Genomic DNA, 16,894 nt, shown 5'->3' on the forward strand with positions numbered 1-16,894 from the left:
GGGAGCGGCGACGGAGCCGCGCGCGAGCGGAGGTCCTGATGGCGGTCGAGGAGAAGCGCGGGTACTGCACCCTCTGCAAGTCGCGCTGCGGCGCGATCTACACCATCGAGGACGGTCGGCGGCTCACCGGGGTGCGGCCCGACCCCGACCACCCCACCGGGGCGGCGATGTGCCCCAAGGGCCGCTCAGCCCCGGAGATCGCGCACAGCACCCGGCGCCTGACCACCCCGCTGCGCCGTACGAATCCCAAGTCGGACCCCGATCCGGGCTGGGTCGCCGTCTCGTGGGACGAGGCGATGACGGAGATCGCCGCCAAGCTCCGGACGATCTCCGAGGAGCAAGGGCCCGAGGCCGTCGCCTTCGGCGTGGCCACGCCCTCGGGGACGATGGTCTCGGACGCCACCGAGTGGATCGAGCGCTTCGTACGCCGCTTCGGCAGCCCGAACACCGTGTACAGCGCCGAGATCTGCAACTGGCACAAGGACTTCGCGCACGCCTTCACCTTCGGATCGCCCATCCCGCCGCCCGACTACGCGCACGCCGGGCTCGCACTGCTGTGGGGCTTCAACCCGGCCAAGACCTGGCTGGCCCAGTCCGCCGCGCTGTCCGAGGCCCAGGCGAACGGCACGAAGCTGGCCGTCGTGGACCCGCGCCGTTCCACCAGCGCCCTGCGGGCCGATCACTGGCTGCGGGTGAGGCCCGGCACCGATGCCGCGCTCGCGCTGGGACTCGCCCACCTGCTGATCGAGACCGGCGGCTACGACGAGGCGTTCGTGCGGGCCTGGACCAACGGGCCCCTGCTGGTGCGCACCGACACCGGACGCTTCCTGCGCGCCGACGAACTGCCCGCCGAAGACGACGGCTCCGGGGGCTCAGCCGCCACCGCCGACACCACCGCCGATGCCTTCGCCGTCTTCGACGACGAGACCGGCCGGGCCGAGGCCCACGACACGACGCGCGCCGCTCGCCGCCCGGAGCGGTTCGCGCTGCGCGGCACCCGACAGGTCACCCTCCGGGACGGCTCCCTCGTGGCGTGCGCGCCCGCCTTCGAGCGGTACGCCGAAGCCTGCGCCGCCTGGCCGCCCGCCCGCGTGGCGGAAACGACCTGGATCCCCGAACGCGAGATCCGCGCCCTGGCGGCGGAGATCGCCGCCGCGCCGTCGGTCACGTACTACGGCTGGACCGGCGTCGGACAGAGCGCGAACGCCACCCAGACCGAACGCGCCCTGGCCACCCTCTACGCCCTGACCGGCTCCTACGACAGCCCCGGCGGCAACCACGTCGCCCCCGCCCCGCCCTTCAACCCGGCCAGTTCCTCCGCCCAGCTCGCCCCCGAACAGCGCGCCAAGGCCCTCGGCCTCGACAAGCACCCCCTGGGCCCGCCCGCCTCCGGGTACATCAACGCCGGCGACCTGTGCACGGCCATCGAGACGGGCCACCCGTACCGGGTCAGCGCCCTGATCGGCTTCGGTTCCAACCTCGTCGTCGCGCAGCCCGACTCCGACCGCACCGCCCGCGCCCTGCGACAGCTCGACTTCCAGGTCCACCTCGACCTGTTCCACAACCCGACCAGCGCCAGCGCCGACATCGTCCTGCCGGTCAACAGCGCCTACGAGCACGAGGCCCTGCGCTTCGGCTTCGAGATCGACCACCGCGCCCAGGAACACGTCCAGCTCCGGCCCCGAATGGTCGAACCGCAGGGGGAGTCCCGGAGCGACACCGAGTTCGTCTTCGACCTCGCCTGCCGCCTGGGCCTGGGCGAGGAGTTCTTCGGCGGGGACATCGAAGCGGCCTGGAACTGGCAGCTCGAACCCCTCGGCCTGACCGTCCGCTCGCTGCGCGACCGGCCCGGCGGGGTACGGGTGCCCCGCCCGCTCGCCCACCGCAAGTACGCCGCACCCGCTGCGGCGCCCGCATCCGACGGCGGAGCCGGAGCCGCGGTGACCGGCTTCGGCACCCCCACCCGGCGCGTCGAGCTCTACTCGGAGCGGCTGCTGGACCACGGCTACCCGCCGGTGCCCGAACACCACGACCCCGCCCCCACCGACGCGGTGTACCCGCTCGTGCTGACCTGCGCCAAGCACGGCTACTTCGTCCACAGCCAGCAGCGCTCGCTGACCTCACTGCGCCGCCGCGCCGCCGACCCCTCGGTGGACCTGCACCCCCGGGCGGCGGCCGCCCGCGGGATCGGCGAGGGCCAGTGGGTCGAACTCACCACCCGCCTCGGCTCCATCCGCCTGCGCGCCCGCTTCGACGACTCCCTGCACCCTTCGGTCGTCGTCGGCGAGTACGGCTGGTGGCAGGACGCCCCCGACCTCGCCCTGCCCGGAGCCGACCCGACCGGCCCCACCGGCAGCAACTTCAACCGGCTCGTCGACCACAGCAGCACCGATCCGCTCAGCGGCTCGGCGCCGCTGCGCTCCTCCGTGTGCCAGATCCGCCCCGCGCCCGCCGACGGCTCCTGGACCGGCACCCGCGCCTTCACCGTCACCGCCCTCACCGACGTGAGCCCCGGGGTCCGCGGCCTGCGACTGGAGCCCTGCGACGGCGGCGCCCTGCCCGACCACCTTCCCGGCCAGCACCTCACCCTCCGGGCCGAACACCCCGACGGCACGCTCCAGGACCCGGCGGCGGGCCGCAGCTACTCCCTCACCGGCCCCGCCGTGCAGAGCGGCCGCACCGCCTACGAACTCGCCGTACGCCACGTCCCCGGCGGCGCCTTCTCCACAGGTGTCCACGAACGGCTGCAGACCGGCGACCGCCTCCACCTCTCGGCACCCGCAGGCGTGTTCCGTATCCCCACCCACACCGACCACCCCGTGGTCCTCCTCGCCGGTGGCATCGGCATCACCCCCTTCCTCAGCTACCTGGAGACCCTCGCGGCCACCGGCGGCACCGTCCCCGAGGTCGTCCTGCACCACGGAAACGGCAACTCCGCCGAGCACCCCTTCCGAGGCCGCCTGCGCGAGCTGGCCGCCCGTATCCCGGTCCTTCGGATCGTGGACCACTACACCGCCCCTTCTCCGGGTGACCGGCTCGGCCGCGACCACGACCGCACGGGCCGCATCGGCGTGGACGACATCGACCCCGGACTCATCGACCGCCGTGCCCGCTTCTACCTGTGCGGGCCGCAGCCCATGCTCGACGCCCTCACCGGAGGCCTCAGGGCCCGGGGAGTCCCGCGTTTCGAAGTCTTCAGCGAGAAGTTCCGTCCCGTCCCGCGCGCCGTGTCCGTCCCCGCGGACGCCGCCTTCACCGTCACCTTCGCCCGTACGGGAAGAACGGCCACCTGGCGCAAGGACGGCGGGCCGCTCCTGGCACTCGGCGAGGCCGCGGGCATCGCCATGCCCAGCGGCTGCCGCCTCGGCCAGTGCGAAAGCTGTGCCTGCACCGTCCTGAAGGGAACCGCCGCCCACCTCGTCACGCCGCCCGACGACCTCCCCGACACCGACGTCCTCACCTGCCAGTCGATCCCCACTTCCGACCTCACCCTCGACGCCTGACGATGCGTCGGCCCTCCGGTCGGTGACATGCCTATCGTGGTCGTCCGGCCGTCCGTCGCAGAGCAGGAGGACCCGACATGCCCGTGGCACACGCCGAGGTGGAGGTATTGATCGTCGGCGGTGGCCCGGTCGGGCTCACCGCCCGGGCGCTGCTGGAACGCTGGGGTGTGCGGACCCTGCTGGTCGAGAAGCGCCGCGAGCTGTCCCCTTTCCCCCGGTCCCGGCTGGTCAACGCGCGCTCGATGGAGATCTTCCGCCGTCTCGGGCTCGCCGCCGAGATCGCGGCCAACGCGTTCCCGCCGGAGTTCGGCCGCATCCGCTTCCGCGACACCCTGTACGACCGCGACTTCGCCACGGCGGCCATGGTCGGGGTCAACGCGCCGATCCCCGAGAGCCCTGTGATCGGCGTGGTCACCTCGCAGGACCGCCTGGAGCCCACCCTGCTCGGCGCAGCGGACGCACCGGTGCGGTTCGGGGTCGAGCTCATCGGCCTGGACGAAGGCCCCGAGGGCGTCGTGGCCCTGCTCGTCGACCGCGGAAGCGGTGTGCAGAGCCGTGTCCACGCCCGGTACGTACTCGCCGCCGACGGCGCGAACTCCACCGTCCGGCAGCGGCTGGGCATCGGCACGACCGGCCCCGGAGCGATGGCTGCCATCACCACCGTCGTGTTCGACGCGGACCTCGGCAGCTGGTGCGCCGACCAGCCCGCCGGGGTCTACTTCACCGCGCACGGGTCGTTCCTCCCGCTCTACCCCGAAGGAGGCTGGGCCTGGTTCGGTCCCACGCCGGAGGACACCGAGCGCGCCGACTGGCCTGGGATCGTCTCGCGCGCCCTCGGTGAAGGCGCCCGCGTACGGGCCGAGGTGCTGCGGGTCCAGCACTGGGTGATGAACGCCTTCGTAGCCGAACGCCTCGGCCACGGCCGGATCCTGCTGGCCGGGGATGCCGCGCACGCGATCCCCATCACCGGCGGCCTGGGCATGAACACCGGTATCGCCGACGTGCACAACCTGTGCTGGAAACTGGCGGGCGCCGTCCAGGGATGGGCCGGACCGGCCCTGTTGGACACCTACGAGACGGAACGGCACCCCGTCGCCCACCGGACCCTGCGGCAGGCGGTGGCCAACACCCAGCTCATGCTCCAGGCGCAGACCCTGCGCCGCGAACAGCTCCGAACAGCCGAGGAAGCGCCGGCGCAGGTCGAACTGCCCTGGTCGGACCGGTACTTCGCCCAGCTCGGCCTCGTACTCGGCGCCGTCTACAGGTCCGCCGCCGTCCTCGCCGACGGCGGCGCCCCGCCCGAGCCGTCCGACGGAGCCACGGACTATGTCCCCACCGCGGAGCCGGGCCACCGCATGCCACACCTCTGGCTCACGCCCGACCGCTCCACACTCGACGCCTTCGGCGAATGGTTCACCCTGCTCACCCCGGACCCCACCCGGTGGCAGCCGCGGGCCGCTGTCCCGTGGCCGCTGCGCATCGAGCCCCTGGCCGACGAGCACGCCGACCTCTGCGGCCTCTCCCCGCGCGGAGCGCTGCTCGTCCGGCCCGACGGCCACATCGGCGCCCGCTGGCACGACCGCCCATCGGGCGACTCCACCCTCCACCAAGCCCTCGCCGCGGTCACGGGCTCGACGGACGACACGCCGCGCCTCACCTAGGTCAAAGTCCCGTCTGGCCGGCGGGGCCTGGTGCGCACGCTCGCCGCGTTTTCGTCGGTCACCGACGCTCCGCGTCGATTCCCTCATCCGCCTTGCGAGCGCACGCACCAGGCCCCGCCGGCTCCGCCCTTCGGGCGGCCGACGCCACTTCGACGACACTCCCTAGGGGTGTCTGGACGCGGGCCGCGATCGTCCGCGCGCACAGCAGGGATTCGGTGTGCGTCGTGTCCACCTCCAGGTCGTAGAGCACCCCCTCGTGAACCGCCTCCGCCTGCGCTGCGGCCATCCCCTGGACCCGGTCTCCCCGCGCGACCTCACGGCCCGAGGCGACCGCGGCCTCGCACCTGACGCCGACCCACAGCACGCCCAGGTCGCCGAGGGCCTTGCGCCACCGCTGCTGGGACGCCGCTGCGCCGAGGAAGACGTCGTCGATGATGACGCCGGCGCCCGCGCGGGCCATCCCCGCGACGCCTTCCATCCAGGCCGCCTCCAGCGCCCGGAACTCCGCTCCGACGCTCACCCCGCCGTCGGCGGCGAAGACGATCCCCTCGTCCGAGGCCTGCATCCTCGCGGGCATGGCGTCCACGAACGAGTCGCACCCGAACGCCAGCCACGGATCGGGCAGTACGGCTTGCAGGCACCGTACGATCCCGGACTTCCCCGAGCTGGAACCACCGTTGAGAATGATCACCTGAGTCGTCACGCCGCCACATTAGGGCGCCTTCCCTGCGGCACGGCAGCGAATTCCGGCACCCCCGGTCAGCCGGCGGCCACCGCGCTGCGCAGTCCGAGGGCGACGAGGACGACCGCCGTACCCCTGGCCATGGCCACCTTGAAGCCGGGGCGCAGTACCCGGGCCGTGCGGCTGATGACCGCGGTCCAGGCGAGCAGCCATGCCGTGACCAGGAGGGCGTGGGCGGTGGCCAGCACGGTGATCTGGCCGCCGAGGGGGCGTCCGGGGGCGAGGAACTGCGGCACGAGGGTGAGGTAGATGGACGCCGCCTTGGGGTTGAGCAGGTTCGCCAGCAGCGCCTGGAGGTAGGGGGAGTCGGGGGCGATCCGCGGCGGAGGGCTCCCCGCGCGCGGCCGGCCGGGGGCGGTGTACCAGGTCCACAGCCCGAGCCCGACCAGGTAGGCCGCGCCTGCGATCCGCACCAGCGCGAAGGCCCGGCTGGAGCTCATCACCAGCGCGGACAGGCCTGCGATCGCCAGGGCCGCGTGCCCGTACAGGCCGGTGACCGTGCCGAGGACCACGGGGAGCGCCCGTAGCCGGCCGTGCTCCCCGACGTGCCGGATCAGCAGCGCCAGGCTGGCCCCGGGCGTGGCGGTCAGCGGCAGCAGTGCCGCCAGGAATCCGGCCGCGGCGTAGGGGCTCACCCCCGCCGCGTTCACGGGATCACACGGAAGTGCGTGGTCAGGCGGTGGTCGTCGGCGAGCACGTGGAACGCGAGGGCCGGGGGCTGTCCCCGGTCGGCGGCCTGCTCGCCCTCCCAGGGCAGCCGCAGGGTCCAGGTGACGGCCGGGCCGACGATCAGCGGGCGTCCGGCGAAGGTGGTGGACGCGGCGGTGTGCGCATGGCCGGTGATGACGGCCGCCACCCGCGGGTGCGCGCTGAGCAGCACCGCCAGGCGCTCGGGGTTCCGCAGGCGGAAGGAGTCGGGCAGCGGGTGGTGGAGATCCACGGGCGGCTGGTGGAAGGCCAGCAGTGCGGGGTCGCCGTCGGGGAGCGAGGTGAGCGTGGAGTCGATCCAGGCGGCGGTCTCGTCGTCGAGGAAGCCGTGGTCCTCGCCGGGGACCGTGCTGTCGATCATGAGTACCGCCGTGGTGCCGATCAGGTGCACCCGGTTCACCGGACCCTGCGCGGGCGCCTCGCCGAGCAGCGCCTTGCGGTACGCGGGCCGGCTGTCGTGGTTGCCGGGGCAGGCCAGTACCGGGAAGGGGGCCTGAAGGAGGCGCGCGGCCTCCTCGTACTCGGCCTCGGTGCCGTGGTCCGCGATGTCGCCGGTGACGAGGAGGGCGTCCACGGGGCGGCGCAGGGACTTCAGGTGGTCCATCACCCGGGCGGCCCGTTCGGTGGACCTGTCGGTTCCGTCCAGGTGCAGGTCGCTGATCTGGGCGAGCAGCAGAGTCACGATTCCCCCTAATGGTTACTCCGTCTTTACCGTTAGCGCTGCCGACCATAGACTGATTCCGCAGATGGGGGCAAGACGGTGCCCGCGTGCACCGGAGCGGGAGCGGAAAGGCGGCAGACCATGGAGCGGTGGCCGGCCCTGGAGTTGGCGAGCACCATCCGCCACGACGGTGAGGGCGGCGTCGCCGACGACCTCGAAACGGTCGACGGGCTCGCCCACTGGCTCGCGGAGATGGAGGCGGCCGAGCTCCTGGACCCCCACGGCGCCACCGCCGACGAACAGCTGCGCACGGCGGTCGCGGAGCTGCGCCGGGCGGTAAGGGCCCTGTTCGCGCGCGCGGTCAGCCCGGCCCCGCCCAGCCCGGCCGACGCGGGCCGCCTCATGCCGGTCGGCGAGGCGCTGGACCTCCTGAACGCCACCGCCGCGCTCGACCCCGTCGTCCCCCGTCTGGCCTGGCTGCCGGAGGCGGGCCCCACCGCCCGGCTCGTACCGGTGGGAGGCCCCGACGGCAAAGACGCCTCCTCGGGTACCCGCGCGCGGCTGCTCGCCGCACTGGCCCGGGCCGCGGTGGAGTTCCTCGCCGGCCCGCAGCGCGCGCACCTGCGCTCCTGCCAAGCGCCGCGCTGCGTACGCTACTTCGTGCAGAGCCATGGCCGTCAGGCCTGGTGCAAGCCGTCCTGCGGAAACCGCGCCCGGGTGGCCCGCCATGCGGAGCGCCACCGGTCGATGAGGCCGTGATCGGACCTGATCCGCTCTGATCCGCCGTGGCGCCCCTGCGCAGCGCGTCAGTCGGTCCGGTGCAGGTCCCGCAGCCGGCGGTCGGCCGCGTTTCGAACGCGGCGGGTTCGACCGCGTTCGGCGAGCAGCCCCAGGGCCTCGGGTGAGCTCACGATCTGCGTGGTCGCGACCATGCGCTGGAACCAGTCGGTCGCGCCGGTCAGTTCCTCGGCGGCCCACGGCTCGCCCAGGACGAGGGTCCGGAGCAGCGTCCACTCGCGCAGGCGGCGGGTGAGGAAGCCGCGGTCCGCGATCACCTCGGCCATGGTCTCGGCCCAGGCCGGGAAGCCGGGTCGGGCCAGGAGATCGGAGGCCCGGCGGTCCAGATGGTGGCACACCGCGCTCTCGGCCATCCCCGTGTCCGGGTCGCGCAGCACGGCGGCGAGCAGGGCGGTCTCGTCCGCCTCGGCGACGGCTTCCAGAGCCCGGAGGCAGTCGGCGTAGCGCCGGTGCTCGGCGGGTTCCTCGTCAGCGTCAGCGTCCGCGCCGGCTTCTGCCGCGGCGTCGGCGCTCGGCCCGAGCAGGGCGGCGGCTGCGCGGACCTCGCGGGCCAGGGCGGGCAGCCCGGCCGTCTCCGCGGCCCGGGCCAGCTCCGCGTGCTCCGCCCGGATCGTCGCGCCGAGGGCGCCCCGCCGCCAGCCCGCCGTCGGCCGGGACGGCGGCGGGAACTGCGGGCCGAGGCCGCCGTCGAGCACGTAGACGGCCTGGTACAGGGCCTGGCGGGCCGCCTCCGGCGCCCCCGCGCGCCGCTCCAGCGCGGCGAGGTCGGCCAGGGCCGCGCCGCGGTCGTACGGCTCGTCCTGGAGGGAGGCGTACAGCCGACGGGCCCTGGTGGCGTGGCGGAAGTCCCCGAGCTCCGCCAGCTCCGACGCCAGCGCGCCCAACAGCCGCCCGTCACGGGGCCCGGCGCCGTCCAGCAGCCTCAGGAACGTGGCGCGGGCCAGCTGCTCCCGGCCCTGGAACGCGGCCAGTTGCGCCCACTCCAGGGCGGGAACCCGCTCGGGGTCGTCCCCGAACTCCGCCGCGTCCAGCGCCCGTGCCCATCCACCCCAGCCCTCGGCGGACTGCGGGAACCCCTGCTCGTCCAGCGCTGCGCGCTGGTGCGGTTCGGCCTCCAGCAGCGAGACCACCAGGGCGTGGTCCGCCGCCTCGCCGTGCACCCCGACCAGCACGCAGGCCTGCAGGAAGTCCCAGGTGCCGCCGTTCGCCGCCTCGTACCGCAACAGCGCGCGCAGCAGCGGCAGATCCGCGGCCCGCCGGTCGTACCGTGCGGCGCCCGTCACCGTCGCCCGGCGCGGGTCGTCCGCCATGACCTCCGCCCAGCAGCCCTCGTCCGCCCGCATCCGGGCCAGGTCCGACCGGCCGGAACCGAGCACCGTCTCCCACAGCGGCGGCCGCGGCAGCTCGTGCAGCAGCCGGTACACCCCGCCCTCGGCCGAGTTGAGCAGCAGGAAGTCGGGCTCCGTGCGCAACAGGGCCCGGCGGACCCGCGCCGCCAACTCGGCGACCGGCCGCTGCCGCAGCCCGAGCCCGGCGAGCAGCGCCGCGCGGTCGGCCGCGAGCGAGCCCTCGTAGTACTCCTGCTCCTCCTCGTCGGCCGCGGCCACGAGCGCGGCCAGTGCGGGGCCGTCCAGCGCCGGATCGAGCTCCTCGCACCACAGGCCGCCGGGCAGCCCCACGATGTTCTCCAGCGCCTCGTCGAGGCTGTCCCCGAAGAGCGCGTACTCGCCTTCGGAACCGGCGAACAGCACCTCGCCGCCCGCGCACAGGAAATACGTACCGCCCGTGTCGGTGCCCGCTATCGGCGTCAGCGCCGCGCCGGAGGCCAGCTCGACCTCCTCGACGTGCTCGGTGCGCCCGATGTCGAAGCCGAACGGGTACGCGGCCAGGCCGGCGAGGTCGGGGCGGGCGCGCAACAGATGCAAGGTGCGGTCACGGTGCGTCATGCCCGGACCGTAGCAGCGGCCTCCGACACCGGCCGTCCGGGCCGTCGGCGCCGTCGACGCGGAACTCCCGGCAGCCTATGATTCCGACGCCCCATAGCACCTCGAACGGACATACCCACGCAGGGGATCGGCGGTCTCCGGAACCCGTACCGGAACGCTGCCGCCCCGCTGAGTTCGGAGGTTCCATTGAGCACACTCCCGCGCATTCCGCGCAGCGCACGCACCCCGCGCCGCATGGCAGCACTGGCCCTCGGTCTGACCGCCTTACTGGCCGCCCCCGTCGTCCCGGCCGTCGCCGCCACAACGGCCGCCGCCCCGGCATCCCACAGCGTGGCGGCCGCAGCCCTGGCCGTGGCCAACCCCGGCAATCAGGTCAGCCTTCAGTACGACGCCGCCCACCTGCAGATGTCCGCCACCGGCGGCACGACCCCGTACACCTGGTCGGCCGTCAACCTGCCGACGGGCGCCGTGATCAACCCCACCACCGGGTTGATCACGGGCCTGCTCCGCGGCAGCGGAACCCGTACCGTCACCGTCACCGCCAGGGACGCGGCCGGAGCCACCGCAGGCACCACCTTCACCTGGCGCGTGATCCGCGACGCCTGCCCGCGCTGCTGACCCAGCGCCCCGGTACGCAACCGGGCGGCGGGCCGCGGGGGAGTCGTGTCCGCCGAGGCGCCGCCGCCCGGGCTGGGCACCCAGGTGCGCCTGCGGGCCTCGGAGAACCCACGGCCGGGTTCCGCGGGTTCGCCCTGGGGCTCACGGTGTCCCGGACCTAGTGCTGGGAGTCGCGGACATGGCCGCGAGCAAGCGGTCCTACGTGGACCGGGGCCTGGCCGTGGCGAAGAGCTTCGGCAGCAAGTACGTCGAGTTGGCCACCTCGTCGAGCTGCGCCGTGAAGCTGGCGCCGTACGGGCGCGGCGCCCCGGCCAAGGACGTCGGAGTCCCCGCCGACGGCCACGCCCTGACGCCGGTCGAGGCGAGGGCCGGGCGGGCCCAACCAGGCGTCCGGCCCCGCCGACCGGGGTGTTCGAGGACCCGGGGAGTGATGGGTCTCCCGGGCCCTCGAGTCGCGGATGCCGCGGGGGACGCGGGTCTGTATATCTGCGACGTAGAGAGAAACGATTCACCCCGGACGGGGTTACGCCCTGGCCCACTCCTTGGGGCAGTTGCCGTCACGTACGCGCGGCATGCCACACTGGCCGCCGGTCGGAGCCGAGGGCTCCGTTTTCGGACAACAGGGGCGCAGCGTTGGCAATCAGTGTTGAGGGGCAGATAGACATCGCCGGTCCGGTGGGCAAACTGCTCCACCGGCGGCCGTTGAAGAACTCCACCGTCATGCAGTCCTTCGGCATCGACCCGGTCACCGGCGAGATCTTCGTCCTCCAGGTGTTCCCGGGCGGCGCCGGCCGCGGCGATCTGACGGTCACGCGCCTCAACGGGGCGGGCGGCATCACCGGGTCCATGGAGCTGCGGGGCTTCGGCCACGGCGTATCCATGGGGGTGGAGCACCGCTCCGGCGTCTCCCGCCTGTGGACGGAGACCGCCTCCGTCCCCACCGGCGACGAGAACGACGGATACGGCACGGCCGTCACGCACTTCGAGTTCCGCGACGGCTCCGTGCTCGACTACGGATCCCCGCTGCACGCCGCGCCGTACACGCCCGTGGCCGGTGCCACCAACGTCACGTGCACCATCGACCCCACGACGAACCGGCTCATCGTCCGGTTCAAGAGCGGGGGCATGAAATTCGAGGCGTACGACCTGGCCAAGGCCGCCACCGGGGTGTGGGAGCCGCTCGCCCGGATGTCGCAGCCCGACCCCAAGGGCGTCTTCCAGGGATACGCCGCCGTCGGCGGGGTCGTCTACATGCTGGCCGGAGAGGCCACGGCCACGGGCAATCCGGCGCCCGGCAACACCTACCTGACCTCGGTCGAGTGGCCTACCGGCACCGTCCTCGACCAGCGGTTGGTCACGGCTGGGCCCGGTCTGGAGTACCGGGAGCCGGAGGGCATGGCCGTATCGGTGCGCGGCGGCGTACCGCACCTCCACTTCGGCTTCGCCTGCGAGGATCCGGCTCCGCGTACGTGCACCATCCTGTCGCTGTCCGCGGCGCCGGAGGAAGATGGCGTCAAGGTGCTCACCGACTGGCAGCCGATCCAGCTCGCGAGCGGGGTGGCCGTGGACGGCAACGCCCCGCGCGGCCGCCTGATCAGCATCGGGGGTGCGACGACGCTGCAGCTCAGCGGCGGGGTCCAGGGAACCTTCACGGCTGACGCCAAGCTCGGCACCCTGCCCGACGCACTGGCACCGAGCATGGTGGTCCGCGCGAACGTGCCGCGCAACAACAACGGCGGCTACTGCGTGGCAAGGGTCGAGGCCAATACGAGCCGCGAACTCTGGCTCTACGGCGGCCGCAGCACGAACGCCATCACCTGGGCCCAGTTGGACAGCTTCAGCGCGATCTGGCGCTGACCGGCTCCCTCGCCCTTCCTTCCCCCTTCCCCCGGCCCCCTTCACCCCGTCAAGGAGACGCTCCCGCCATGTCCCGCAACCGCCGCAGCATTCTCGGTGCCGCCCTCACCCTCCCCGCCGCGCTGGCCGCCGGCAACCTCCTCACCTCGGCCCCGGCCGCCGCTGCGGAGAGCGCGGGCGGCGTGGAGGTACAGCCCTGGGCGGACATCGTGCTCGACCCCGGCGTCACCGTGCAGGCGGGCTTGACCCCGCAGGTCCGTCTGATCACCATCGCCGGTACCGTCTTCCTGCAGGCGCGCGGCGCCGTGACCTGCAACCTCACCGCCGACGCGAAGATCGGTACGCTCCCGAACGGCCTCGTGCCCACCTGGTACGTGCGCGCCGCCGTCCCGCGCAACAACAGCCAGGGGATCAACGCCTGCCGCCTGGAAGTCAATACGTCCGGCGCGGTGTCGGTCTACGGCGGCAACGCGGGCAACCCGATCACCTGGGTCCAGCTCGACTCCTTCCAGGCGATCTGGCGCTGAGCCGGACCGGGTGCGACCCCGGGAAAACTTGCTGGTCATCAGGGTGTCGACCCCCTAGCATGATCAGCCATGCTGACAAACGAACAAATAGTTGAGCAGGCCCTGGGCCGGATCCGTGCGGGTTACGTCTTCCCCGAGAAGGTCGCTGTCATCGAGGCCGCCCTACGGGGCCGCCTCGCGGAGGGTGCGTACGAGGGCCTGGACGACCGGCAGCTCTGCGAGACGGTGACGGCGGACCTCCAGGAGGCGTGCCCGGACAAGCACTTGCGGCTGCTCTGGTCGCAGGAGCCGCAGTCGCTGGAGCCGGTGGAGGACGACGGCGGGGAGGCCGCGTTCCTCGCGCTGCTCAGGGCGGAGGGGCAGGGGATCCACCGCGTCGAGCGGCTGGAAGGGAACGTCGGGCTCATCGACGTCCGGCGCATCGCGACCGCCGTCGAGGGCGCGACCGCGATCGGCGCGGCCATGCAACTGGTCGCGCACACCTCCGCGCTCGTCCTGGACCTGCGGGCGTGCCGCGGCGGGTCGCCGGAGGGGGCGGCGATGTGGTGCAGCTACTTCTTCGGCGACGACCAGGTGCACCTGAACGACATCTACGACCGGAAGTCGGACACGACCCGCCAGTACTGGACGGCCGGGCACCTTCCCGCGCCGCGCTACACGGACCGCCCGGTCTACGTGCTCACGAGCGGGGACACCTTCTCCGGCGGGGAGGACGTGGCGTACACCTTGCAGGCGCACGGCCGGGCCGTCGCCGTCGGTGAGACGACGCGGGGCGGTGCCCATCCGACGGCCCGCCACGCGGTCGCCGAGCACGTCCTCGTCACCGTGCCGGCGGCGCGTTCCATCAACACCGTCACCGGTACCAACTGGGAGGGCGTGGGCGTGGTTCCGGACGTCCCGGTAGCGGCCGATCAGGCGCTCGAAGAGGCCCTGAAGGCAGCGCTGAGCCAGGTGCACCGGGAGGACGCGGAGTCCCGCTGAGGCGGCGAAGAGCCCCCGCAGGACACCCGTAGAACTGCCCCGGACCTCGTCCGTTCAGCTGCCTGAACGGACGGGGTCAGCGCGGCCGCAGGCCGTCGAAGACCACCTCGAAGATCCGCTCCCGGGGCGCCGGATCCGTTCCGAGCTGTTCCAACGCCCGGCCGGTACCGGCGAGAAGGGCGATGAACTCCGCCAGGCCCAGCTCCGGGCGTACCGCCCCGGCCCGTTGGGCCCCGGACAGCAGACCGGCCAGCCGGTCCTGGATCTCCAGGGCCGGCCCCTGCAAGGACGCGTGCACGTCCACCCCGGCGGCGGCGAGGGCCTGGGCGAACTCGTTCTTCCCCTCCGACTGCTCCACCACCAGGCGGAAGCAGGCGAAGAAGGCCTCGGCGGGACCCGCCTCGGCGGCCAACTGCGCCGTACGGGCCGCCATTTCCTCCAGTCGGCGCACCATCACCGCCTCCAGCAGGGCTTCCTTGGTCGGGAAGTGCCGGAAGAGCGTGCCGACTCCGACCCCGGCGGTCCGGGCGATCTCCTCGGTCGGCACGCCGACGCCACGGCTGGTGAACACCTCCGTGGCGACATCCAGCAGCCTGGCCCGGTTGCGGGCCGCGTCCGCCCGCAGCGGGCGCTCCCCAGCGCCACCCATCCTTTTCCGCCTTTCGCCGTCGATGGCCGAACCACCCTGTGGACAACCGGAGTTGCCAGTCCGTATCGTTAAACGGAGTCCCTGGTCCGATTCTATCCGCCGGATCCCACTGGAGGTTGGTCATGCCCGAAACGCTGTCACCGCGCGAGGTCTTCCAGAAGCTCATCGAGGGCATCGGCAAGGGGCGGTTCACGGAGCTCGCCGACCTCTACGCCGAGGACGCCGTCGTCGAGACCGTCTTCGAACCGGTCGGTCCGCGCCGGATCGAGGGCCGGGCCGCACTCAGGGAGCGGTTCGCCCTGGTCGCCACGAGTTCGCCCGTGGAACTGACCCCGGCGAACGTGGTGGTCCGGGAAACCGACGACGAGGAGGTGGTCATCGCCGAGTTCGACTACCACGTGCTCCACCGGTCGACCGGGCGGACCTTCGAAGCCGCCAACATCCAGGTACTGCGGGTCCGCGACGGCCTGATCGTCAGCAGCCGCGACTACCACGACCACCTCGCCCTCATCGTGGCCGGCGGAGCCCTGCCCCAGCTGGTGGCTGCACTGGAAGCCGAGTAGCACCCGTCCGGCTCCCCGTCGGCCTCCCCGTCCGGCGCCTCACCACCCGATCTGCGGTTCGCCCAGGACCTCGCCGCCGATGTGCGCGGCGAGCTCCCGGGCCCGGGGCAGGTCTCCGACCCTGCCCACGTGGACGAAGACGGTGTGGTGCTCGGCCCAGTGGTCCCACTGGGCGTTGTCGCGGTGGAACACGACTTGCACCCCGTCGTACTTCGGTGACCCGTAGCGGCCCGCCTCCAGCTCGTCCGGCCACCTGCCGTGCCAGTCCATGGCGGCCGTGCCCCCGCCGAGGGCAGCTACGAAACGGTGGCCGCGTCGGTGGTCCGCAGAACGGCATATGCCCTCGAGTTGCCCATGGACCGAACGATCACACACGCTCGCACGCCTCCGCGACCGCCTTTCGCGCAGGCGCTTACCTTGCCGCTGCGCCCAGGAGCACCCGTCCCAGCGGGGTGAGGGCGTGGCGGACCCCGCTGCCCTCTCGCTCCGTCGTCAGCAGGCCCGCGGTGCGCAGCACGGTGGCGTGGTGGCTGGCGGTCGCGGGGGACGTGCCGGTGCGCCGGGCCAACTCGCCCGTGCTCGCCGGGGTCTCGACGGCCCGCAGGACCCGTGCGCGGGTGGCGCCCAGCAGCGCGGCCAGGGCGCCGCCCGGGCCGGACGGCGCGCGCGACGTAGGCGCCGCCGCCCAGACCGAGGCGTAGTCGGCGAGGTCGAGCGCGATCGGGTAGCGGAGCACCAGCGGCCGGCCGGGATCCGCGTTGTCGAGCAGGGCCAGGGGCTTGGGCCAGAAGAACGTCGGGACGAGGAGGAGGCCGCGTCCCGCGAGCCGCAGGTCGGCGTCGTTGTCGCACGGGACGTGCAGCACGGGCGAGGCCCAGCGCACCTCGGGATGCAGGGTGGCGAGGAGCCCGTCGACCCCCGAGTCGGCCGTGGCCAGCGCACGCCGCGTCCGATCGGCGTGCGCGGCCGCCAGGATCTGGGCCCAGCAGGGGGCCACGGCCACGGCGTGGTACTTGAGCAGGGCGTTGCGGACGAGAGCGCCCCACTCCCGGTCACCGTGGTGGAGCGCGTGGATCCAGCGCGGGGCGTGCGGACGCAAGTGCTCGGTGGCGAGGAAGTCGGCCGTCCACTGCCGACGCGGCAGCGACCAGGTGTGGTCCAGGCTGTCCGGGAGCGTGGCGGTCGCGGCGTGGGTGAACACCTCCGGTACGTACTCCCCGGCCCCGGCGGGGGCCAGTTCGAGCAACGGCCGCATCGAGGGCCGAAGGCTTGCGCGCGTCCGCGCGCGCCAGCCCGCCAGCGCGACCCCGTGTGGCCCGCCGCCCTGGAGTACGGGCAGGCTCAGGATCGTTTCCGCGAGCGGGTCCGGGGACCGGGCGATGCGTACGCGTGCGAGGTCGTCGGGGGCGAAGTGGACGCGCAGCACCGTCTCTTCTCCAGGGTCGGCCGCGCGCCGGCGGTACGGCGATCGGACAGGGTGTCAGGTCTCGGGAGCACGCTAGTCGCCGCCTTGCCGGGGCCGCGGTGCCGAGCCCGTATCTGGCCGGGACGCTGCGCGTGGCGCGGAGTTCTGTCCGGATTCGGGATACGTCGAAGGGCGTTGTCCACCACCTCCGCGCACGGTGACACTGGGCCGGCCGAGGTCGTTGGAACGGGGGAGCAGGGGGGAACGCCACGGCC

At 73.3% G+C, this 16,894-nt stretch carries 14 protein-coding genes and 1 pseudogene; 8 read left to right on the forward strand and 7 right to left on the reverse strand.

What is annotated here, in order from left to right; genetic code table 11:
* Nucleotides 1–38: 38 nt before the first annotated feature.
* A complete protein-coding gene (locus ACZ7GJ_RS10295; protein WP_470750713.1) occupies nucleotides 39–3,503 on the forward strand; it encodes a molybdopterin-dependent oxidoreductase in 3,465 nt (1,154 codons plus the stop codon).
* A 77-nt stretch (nucleotides 3,504–3,580) separates the two neighbouring features.
* Nucleotides 3,581–5,164 carry an FAD-dependent monooxygenase gene (locus ACZ7GJ_RS10300; protein ID WP_470750714.1) on the forward strand — a complete coding sequence of 528 codons (1,584 nt, stop codon included), beginning with the start codon at nucleotides 3,581–3,583 and terminating at the stop codon, nucleotides 5,162–5,164.
* 175 nt (nucleotides 5,165–5,339) lie between these two features.
* Here the strand turns inward: ACZ7GJ_RS10300 and cpt are convergent.
* From cpt to ACZ7GJ_RS10315, 3 genes and pseudogenes are all read right to left on the reverse strand, one after another.
* Nucleotides 5,340–5,867 (reverse strand): annotated as a pseudogene (gene cpt, locus ACZ7GJ_RS10305) (chloramphenicol phosphotransferase CPT); the annotation flags it as partial.
* A 56-nt stretch (nucleotides 5,868–5,923) separates the two neighbouring features.
* A complete protein-coding gene (locus tag ACZ7GJ_RS10310; RefSeq protein ID WP_470750715.1) occupies nucleotides 5,924–6,541 on the reverse strand; it encodes a LysE family translocator in 618 nt (205 codons plus the stop codon).
* 11 nt (nucleotides 6,542–6,552) lie between these two features.
* On the reverse strand, nucleotides 6,553–7,290 hold the full coding sequence (locus ACZ7GJ_RS10315) for a phosphodiesterase (protein WP_470750796.1): 738 nt from the start codon (nucleotides 7,288–7,290) through the stop codon (nucleotides 6,553–6,555).
* A gap of 126 nt (nucleotides 7,291–7,416) precedes the next feature.
* On the opposite strand from ACZ7GJ_RS10315, the gene ACZ7GJ_RS10320 reads away from it, so the two are divergent.
* The gene (locus ACZ7GJ_RS10320; RefSeq protein WP_470750716.1) at nucleotides 7,417–8,034 is read left to right on the forward strand and encodes a CGNR zinc finger domain-containing protein; all 618 of its coding nucleotides are present in this window, start codon (nucleotides 7,417–7,419) and stop codon (nucleotides 8,032–8,034) included.
* A gap of 47 nt (nucleotides 8,035–8,081) precedes the next feature.
* Here ACZ7GJ_RS10320 and ACZ7GJ_RS10325 read toward each other — a convergent pair whose 3' ends face one another.
* Complete coding sequence (locus ACZ7GJ_RS10325; protein WP_470750717.1) at nucleotides 8,082–10,019, reverse strand: hypothetical protein; 1,938 nt, start codon at nucleotides 10,017–10,019, stop codon at nucleotides 8,082–8,084.
* Between the two features lie 234 nt (nucleotides 10,020–10,253).
* Here ACZ7GJ_RS10325 and ACZ7GJ_RS10330 point away from each other — a divergent pair, with 234 nt between their 5' ends.
* From ACZ7GJ_RS10330 to ACZ7GJ_RS10345, 4 genes are all read left to right on the forward strand, one after another.
* Entirely contained in the window at nucleotides 10,254–10,637 is a 384-nt protein-coding gene (locus ACZ7GJ_RS10330) for an Ig domain-containing protein (protein WP_470750718.1), read from the forward strand.
* Nucleotides 10,638–11,270: 633 nt separating this feature from the next.
* A complete protein-coding gene (locus tag ACZ7GJ_RS10335; protein ID WP_470750719.1) occupies nucleotides 11,271–12,494 on the forward strand; it encodes a phage baseplate protein in 1,224 nt (407 codons plus the stop codon).
* A 68-nt stretch (nucleotides 12,495–12,562) separates the two neighbouring features.
* A complete protein-coding gene (locus tag ACZ7GJ_RS10340) occupies nucleotides 12,563–13,021 on the forward strand; it encodes a hypothetical protein (protein WP_470750720.1) in 459 nt (152 codons plus the stop codon).
* Between the two features lie 69 nt (nucleotides 13,022–13,090).
* Entirely contained in the window at nucleotides 13,091–14,002 is a 912-nt protein-coding gene (locus ACZ7GJ_RS10345) for a S41 family peptidase (protein ID WP_470750721.1), read from the forward strand.
* A 76-nt stretch (nucleotides 14,003–14,078) separates the two neighbouring features.
* Here ACZ7GJ_RS10345 and ACZ7GJ_RS10350 read toward each other — a convergent pair whose 3' ends face one another.
* Nucleotides 14,079–14,651 (reverse strand): TetR/AcrR family transcriptional regulator, encoded by a 573-nt coding sequence (locus tag ACZ7GJ_RS10350; RefSeq protein ID WP_470750722.1) that lies wholly within the window; start codon nucleotides 14,649–14,651, stop codon nucleotides 14,079–14,081.
* 122 nt (nucleotides 14,652–14,773) lie between these two features.
* Between ACZ7GJ_RS10350 and ACZ7GJ_RS10355 the strand changes: the two genes are divergently transcribed.
* Nucleotides 14,774–15,214 (forward strand): nuclear transport factor 2 family protein, encoded by a 441-nt coding sequence (locus tag ACZ7GJ_RS10355; RefSeq protein WP_470750723.1) that lies wholly within the window; start codon nucleotides 14,774–14,776, stop codon nucleotides 15,212–15,214.
* A gap of 39 nt (nucleotides 15,215–15,253) precedes the next feature.
* On the opposite strand, the gene ACZ7GJ_RS10360 is transcribed toward ACZ7GJ_RS10355, so the two are convergent.
* Both ACZ7GJ_RS10360 and ACZ7GJ_RS10365 read right to left on the reverse strand, forming a co-directional pair.
* On the reverse strand, nucleotides 15,254–15,484 hold the full coding sequence (locus ACZ7GJ_RS10360; protein ID WP_470750724.1) for a hypothetical protein: 231 nt from the start codon (nucleotides 15,482–15,484) through the stop codon (nucleotides 15,254–15,256).
* Between the two features lie 142 nt (nucleotides 15,485–15,626).
* The gene (locus ACZ7GJ_RS10365; protein WP_470750725.1) at nucleotides 15,627–16,640 is read right to left on the reverse strand and encodes an ArsR/SmtB family transcription factor; all 1,014 of its coding nucleotides are present in this window, start codon (nucleotides 16,638–16,640) and stop codon (nucleotides 15,627–15,629) included.
* Between the last annotated feature and the right edge of the window lie 254 nt (nucleotides 16,641–16,894).

The sequence above is a fragment of the Streptomyces sp. NPDC037242 genome (assembly GCF_055604165.1).

Excerpts from the sequence above, each read along its gene's own strand:
- ACZ7GJ_RS10295 (WP_470750713.1), top strand. The coding sequence starts at position 39 with ATGGCGGTCGAGGAGAAGCGCGGGTACTGCACCCTCTGCAAGTCGCGC.
- ACZ7GJ_RS10300 (WP_470750714.1), top strand. The coding sequence starts at position 3,581 with ATGCCCGTGGCACACGCCGAGGTGGAGGTATTGATCGTCGGCGGTGGC.
- ACZ7GJ_RS10320 (WP_470750716.1), top strand. The coding sequence starts at position 7,417 with ATGGAGCGGTGGCCGGCCCTGGAGTTGGCGAGCACCATCCGCCACGAC.
- ACZ7GJ_RS10325 (WP_470750717.1), bottom strand. The coding sequence starts at position 10,019 with ATGACGCACCGTGACCGCACCTTGCATCTGTTGCGCGCCCGCCCCGAC.
- ACZ7GJ_RS10330 (WP_470750718.1), top strand. The coding sequence starts at position 10,254 with ATGGCAGCACTGGCCCTCGGTCTGACCGCCTTACTGGCCGCCCCCGTC.
- ACZ7GJ_RS10340 (WP_470750720.1), top strand. The coding sequence starts at position 12,563 with ATGTCCCGCAACCGCCGCAGCATTCTCGGTGCCGCCCTCACCCTCCCC.
- ACZ7GJ_RS10345 (WP_470750721.1), top strand. The coding sequence starts at position 13,091 with ATGCTGACAAACGAACAAATAGTTGAGCAGGCCCTGGGCCGGATCCGT.
- ACZ7GJ_RS10350 (WP_470750722.1), bottom strand. The coding sequence starts at position 14,651 with ATGGGTGGCGCTGGGGAGCGCCCGCTGCGGGCGGACGCGGCCCGCAAC.
- ACZ7GJ_RS10355 (WP_470750723.1), top strand. The coding sequence starts at position 14,774 with ATGCCCGAAACGCTGTCACCGCGCGAGGTCTTCCAGAAGCTCATCGAG.
- ACZ7GJ_RS10360 (WP_470750724.1), bottom strand. The coding sequence starts at position 15,484 with ATGGACTGGCACGGCAGGTGGCCGGACGAGCTGGAGGCGGGCCGCTAC.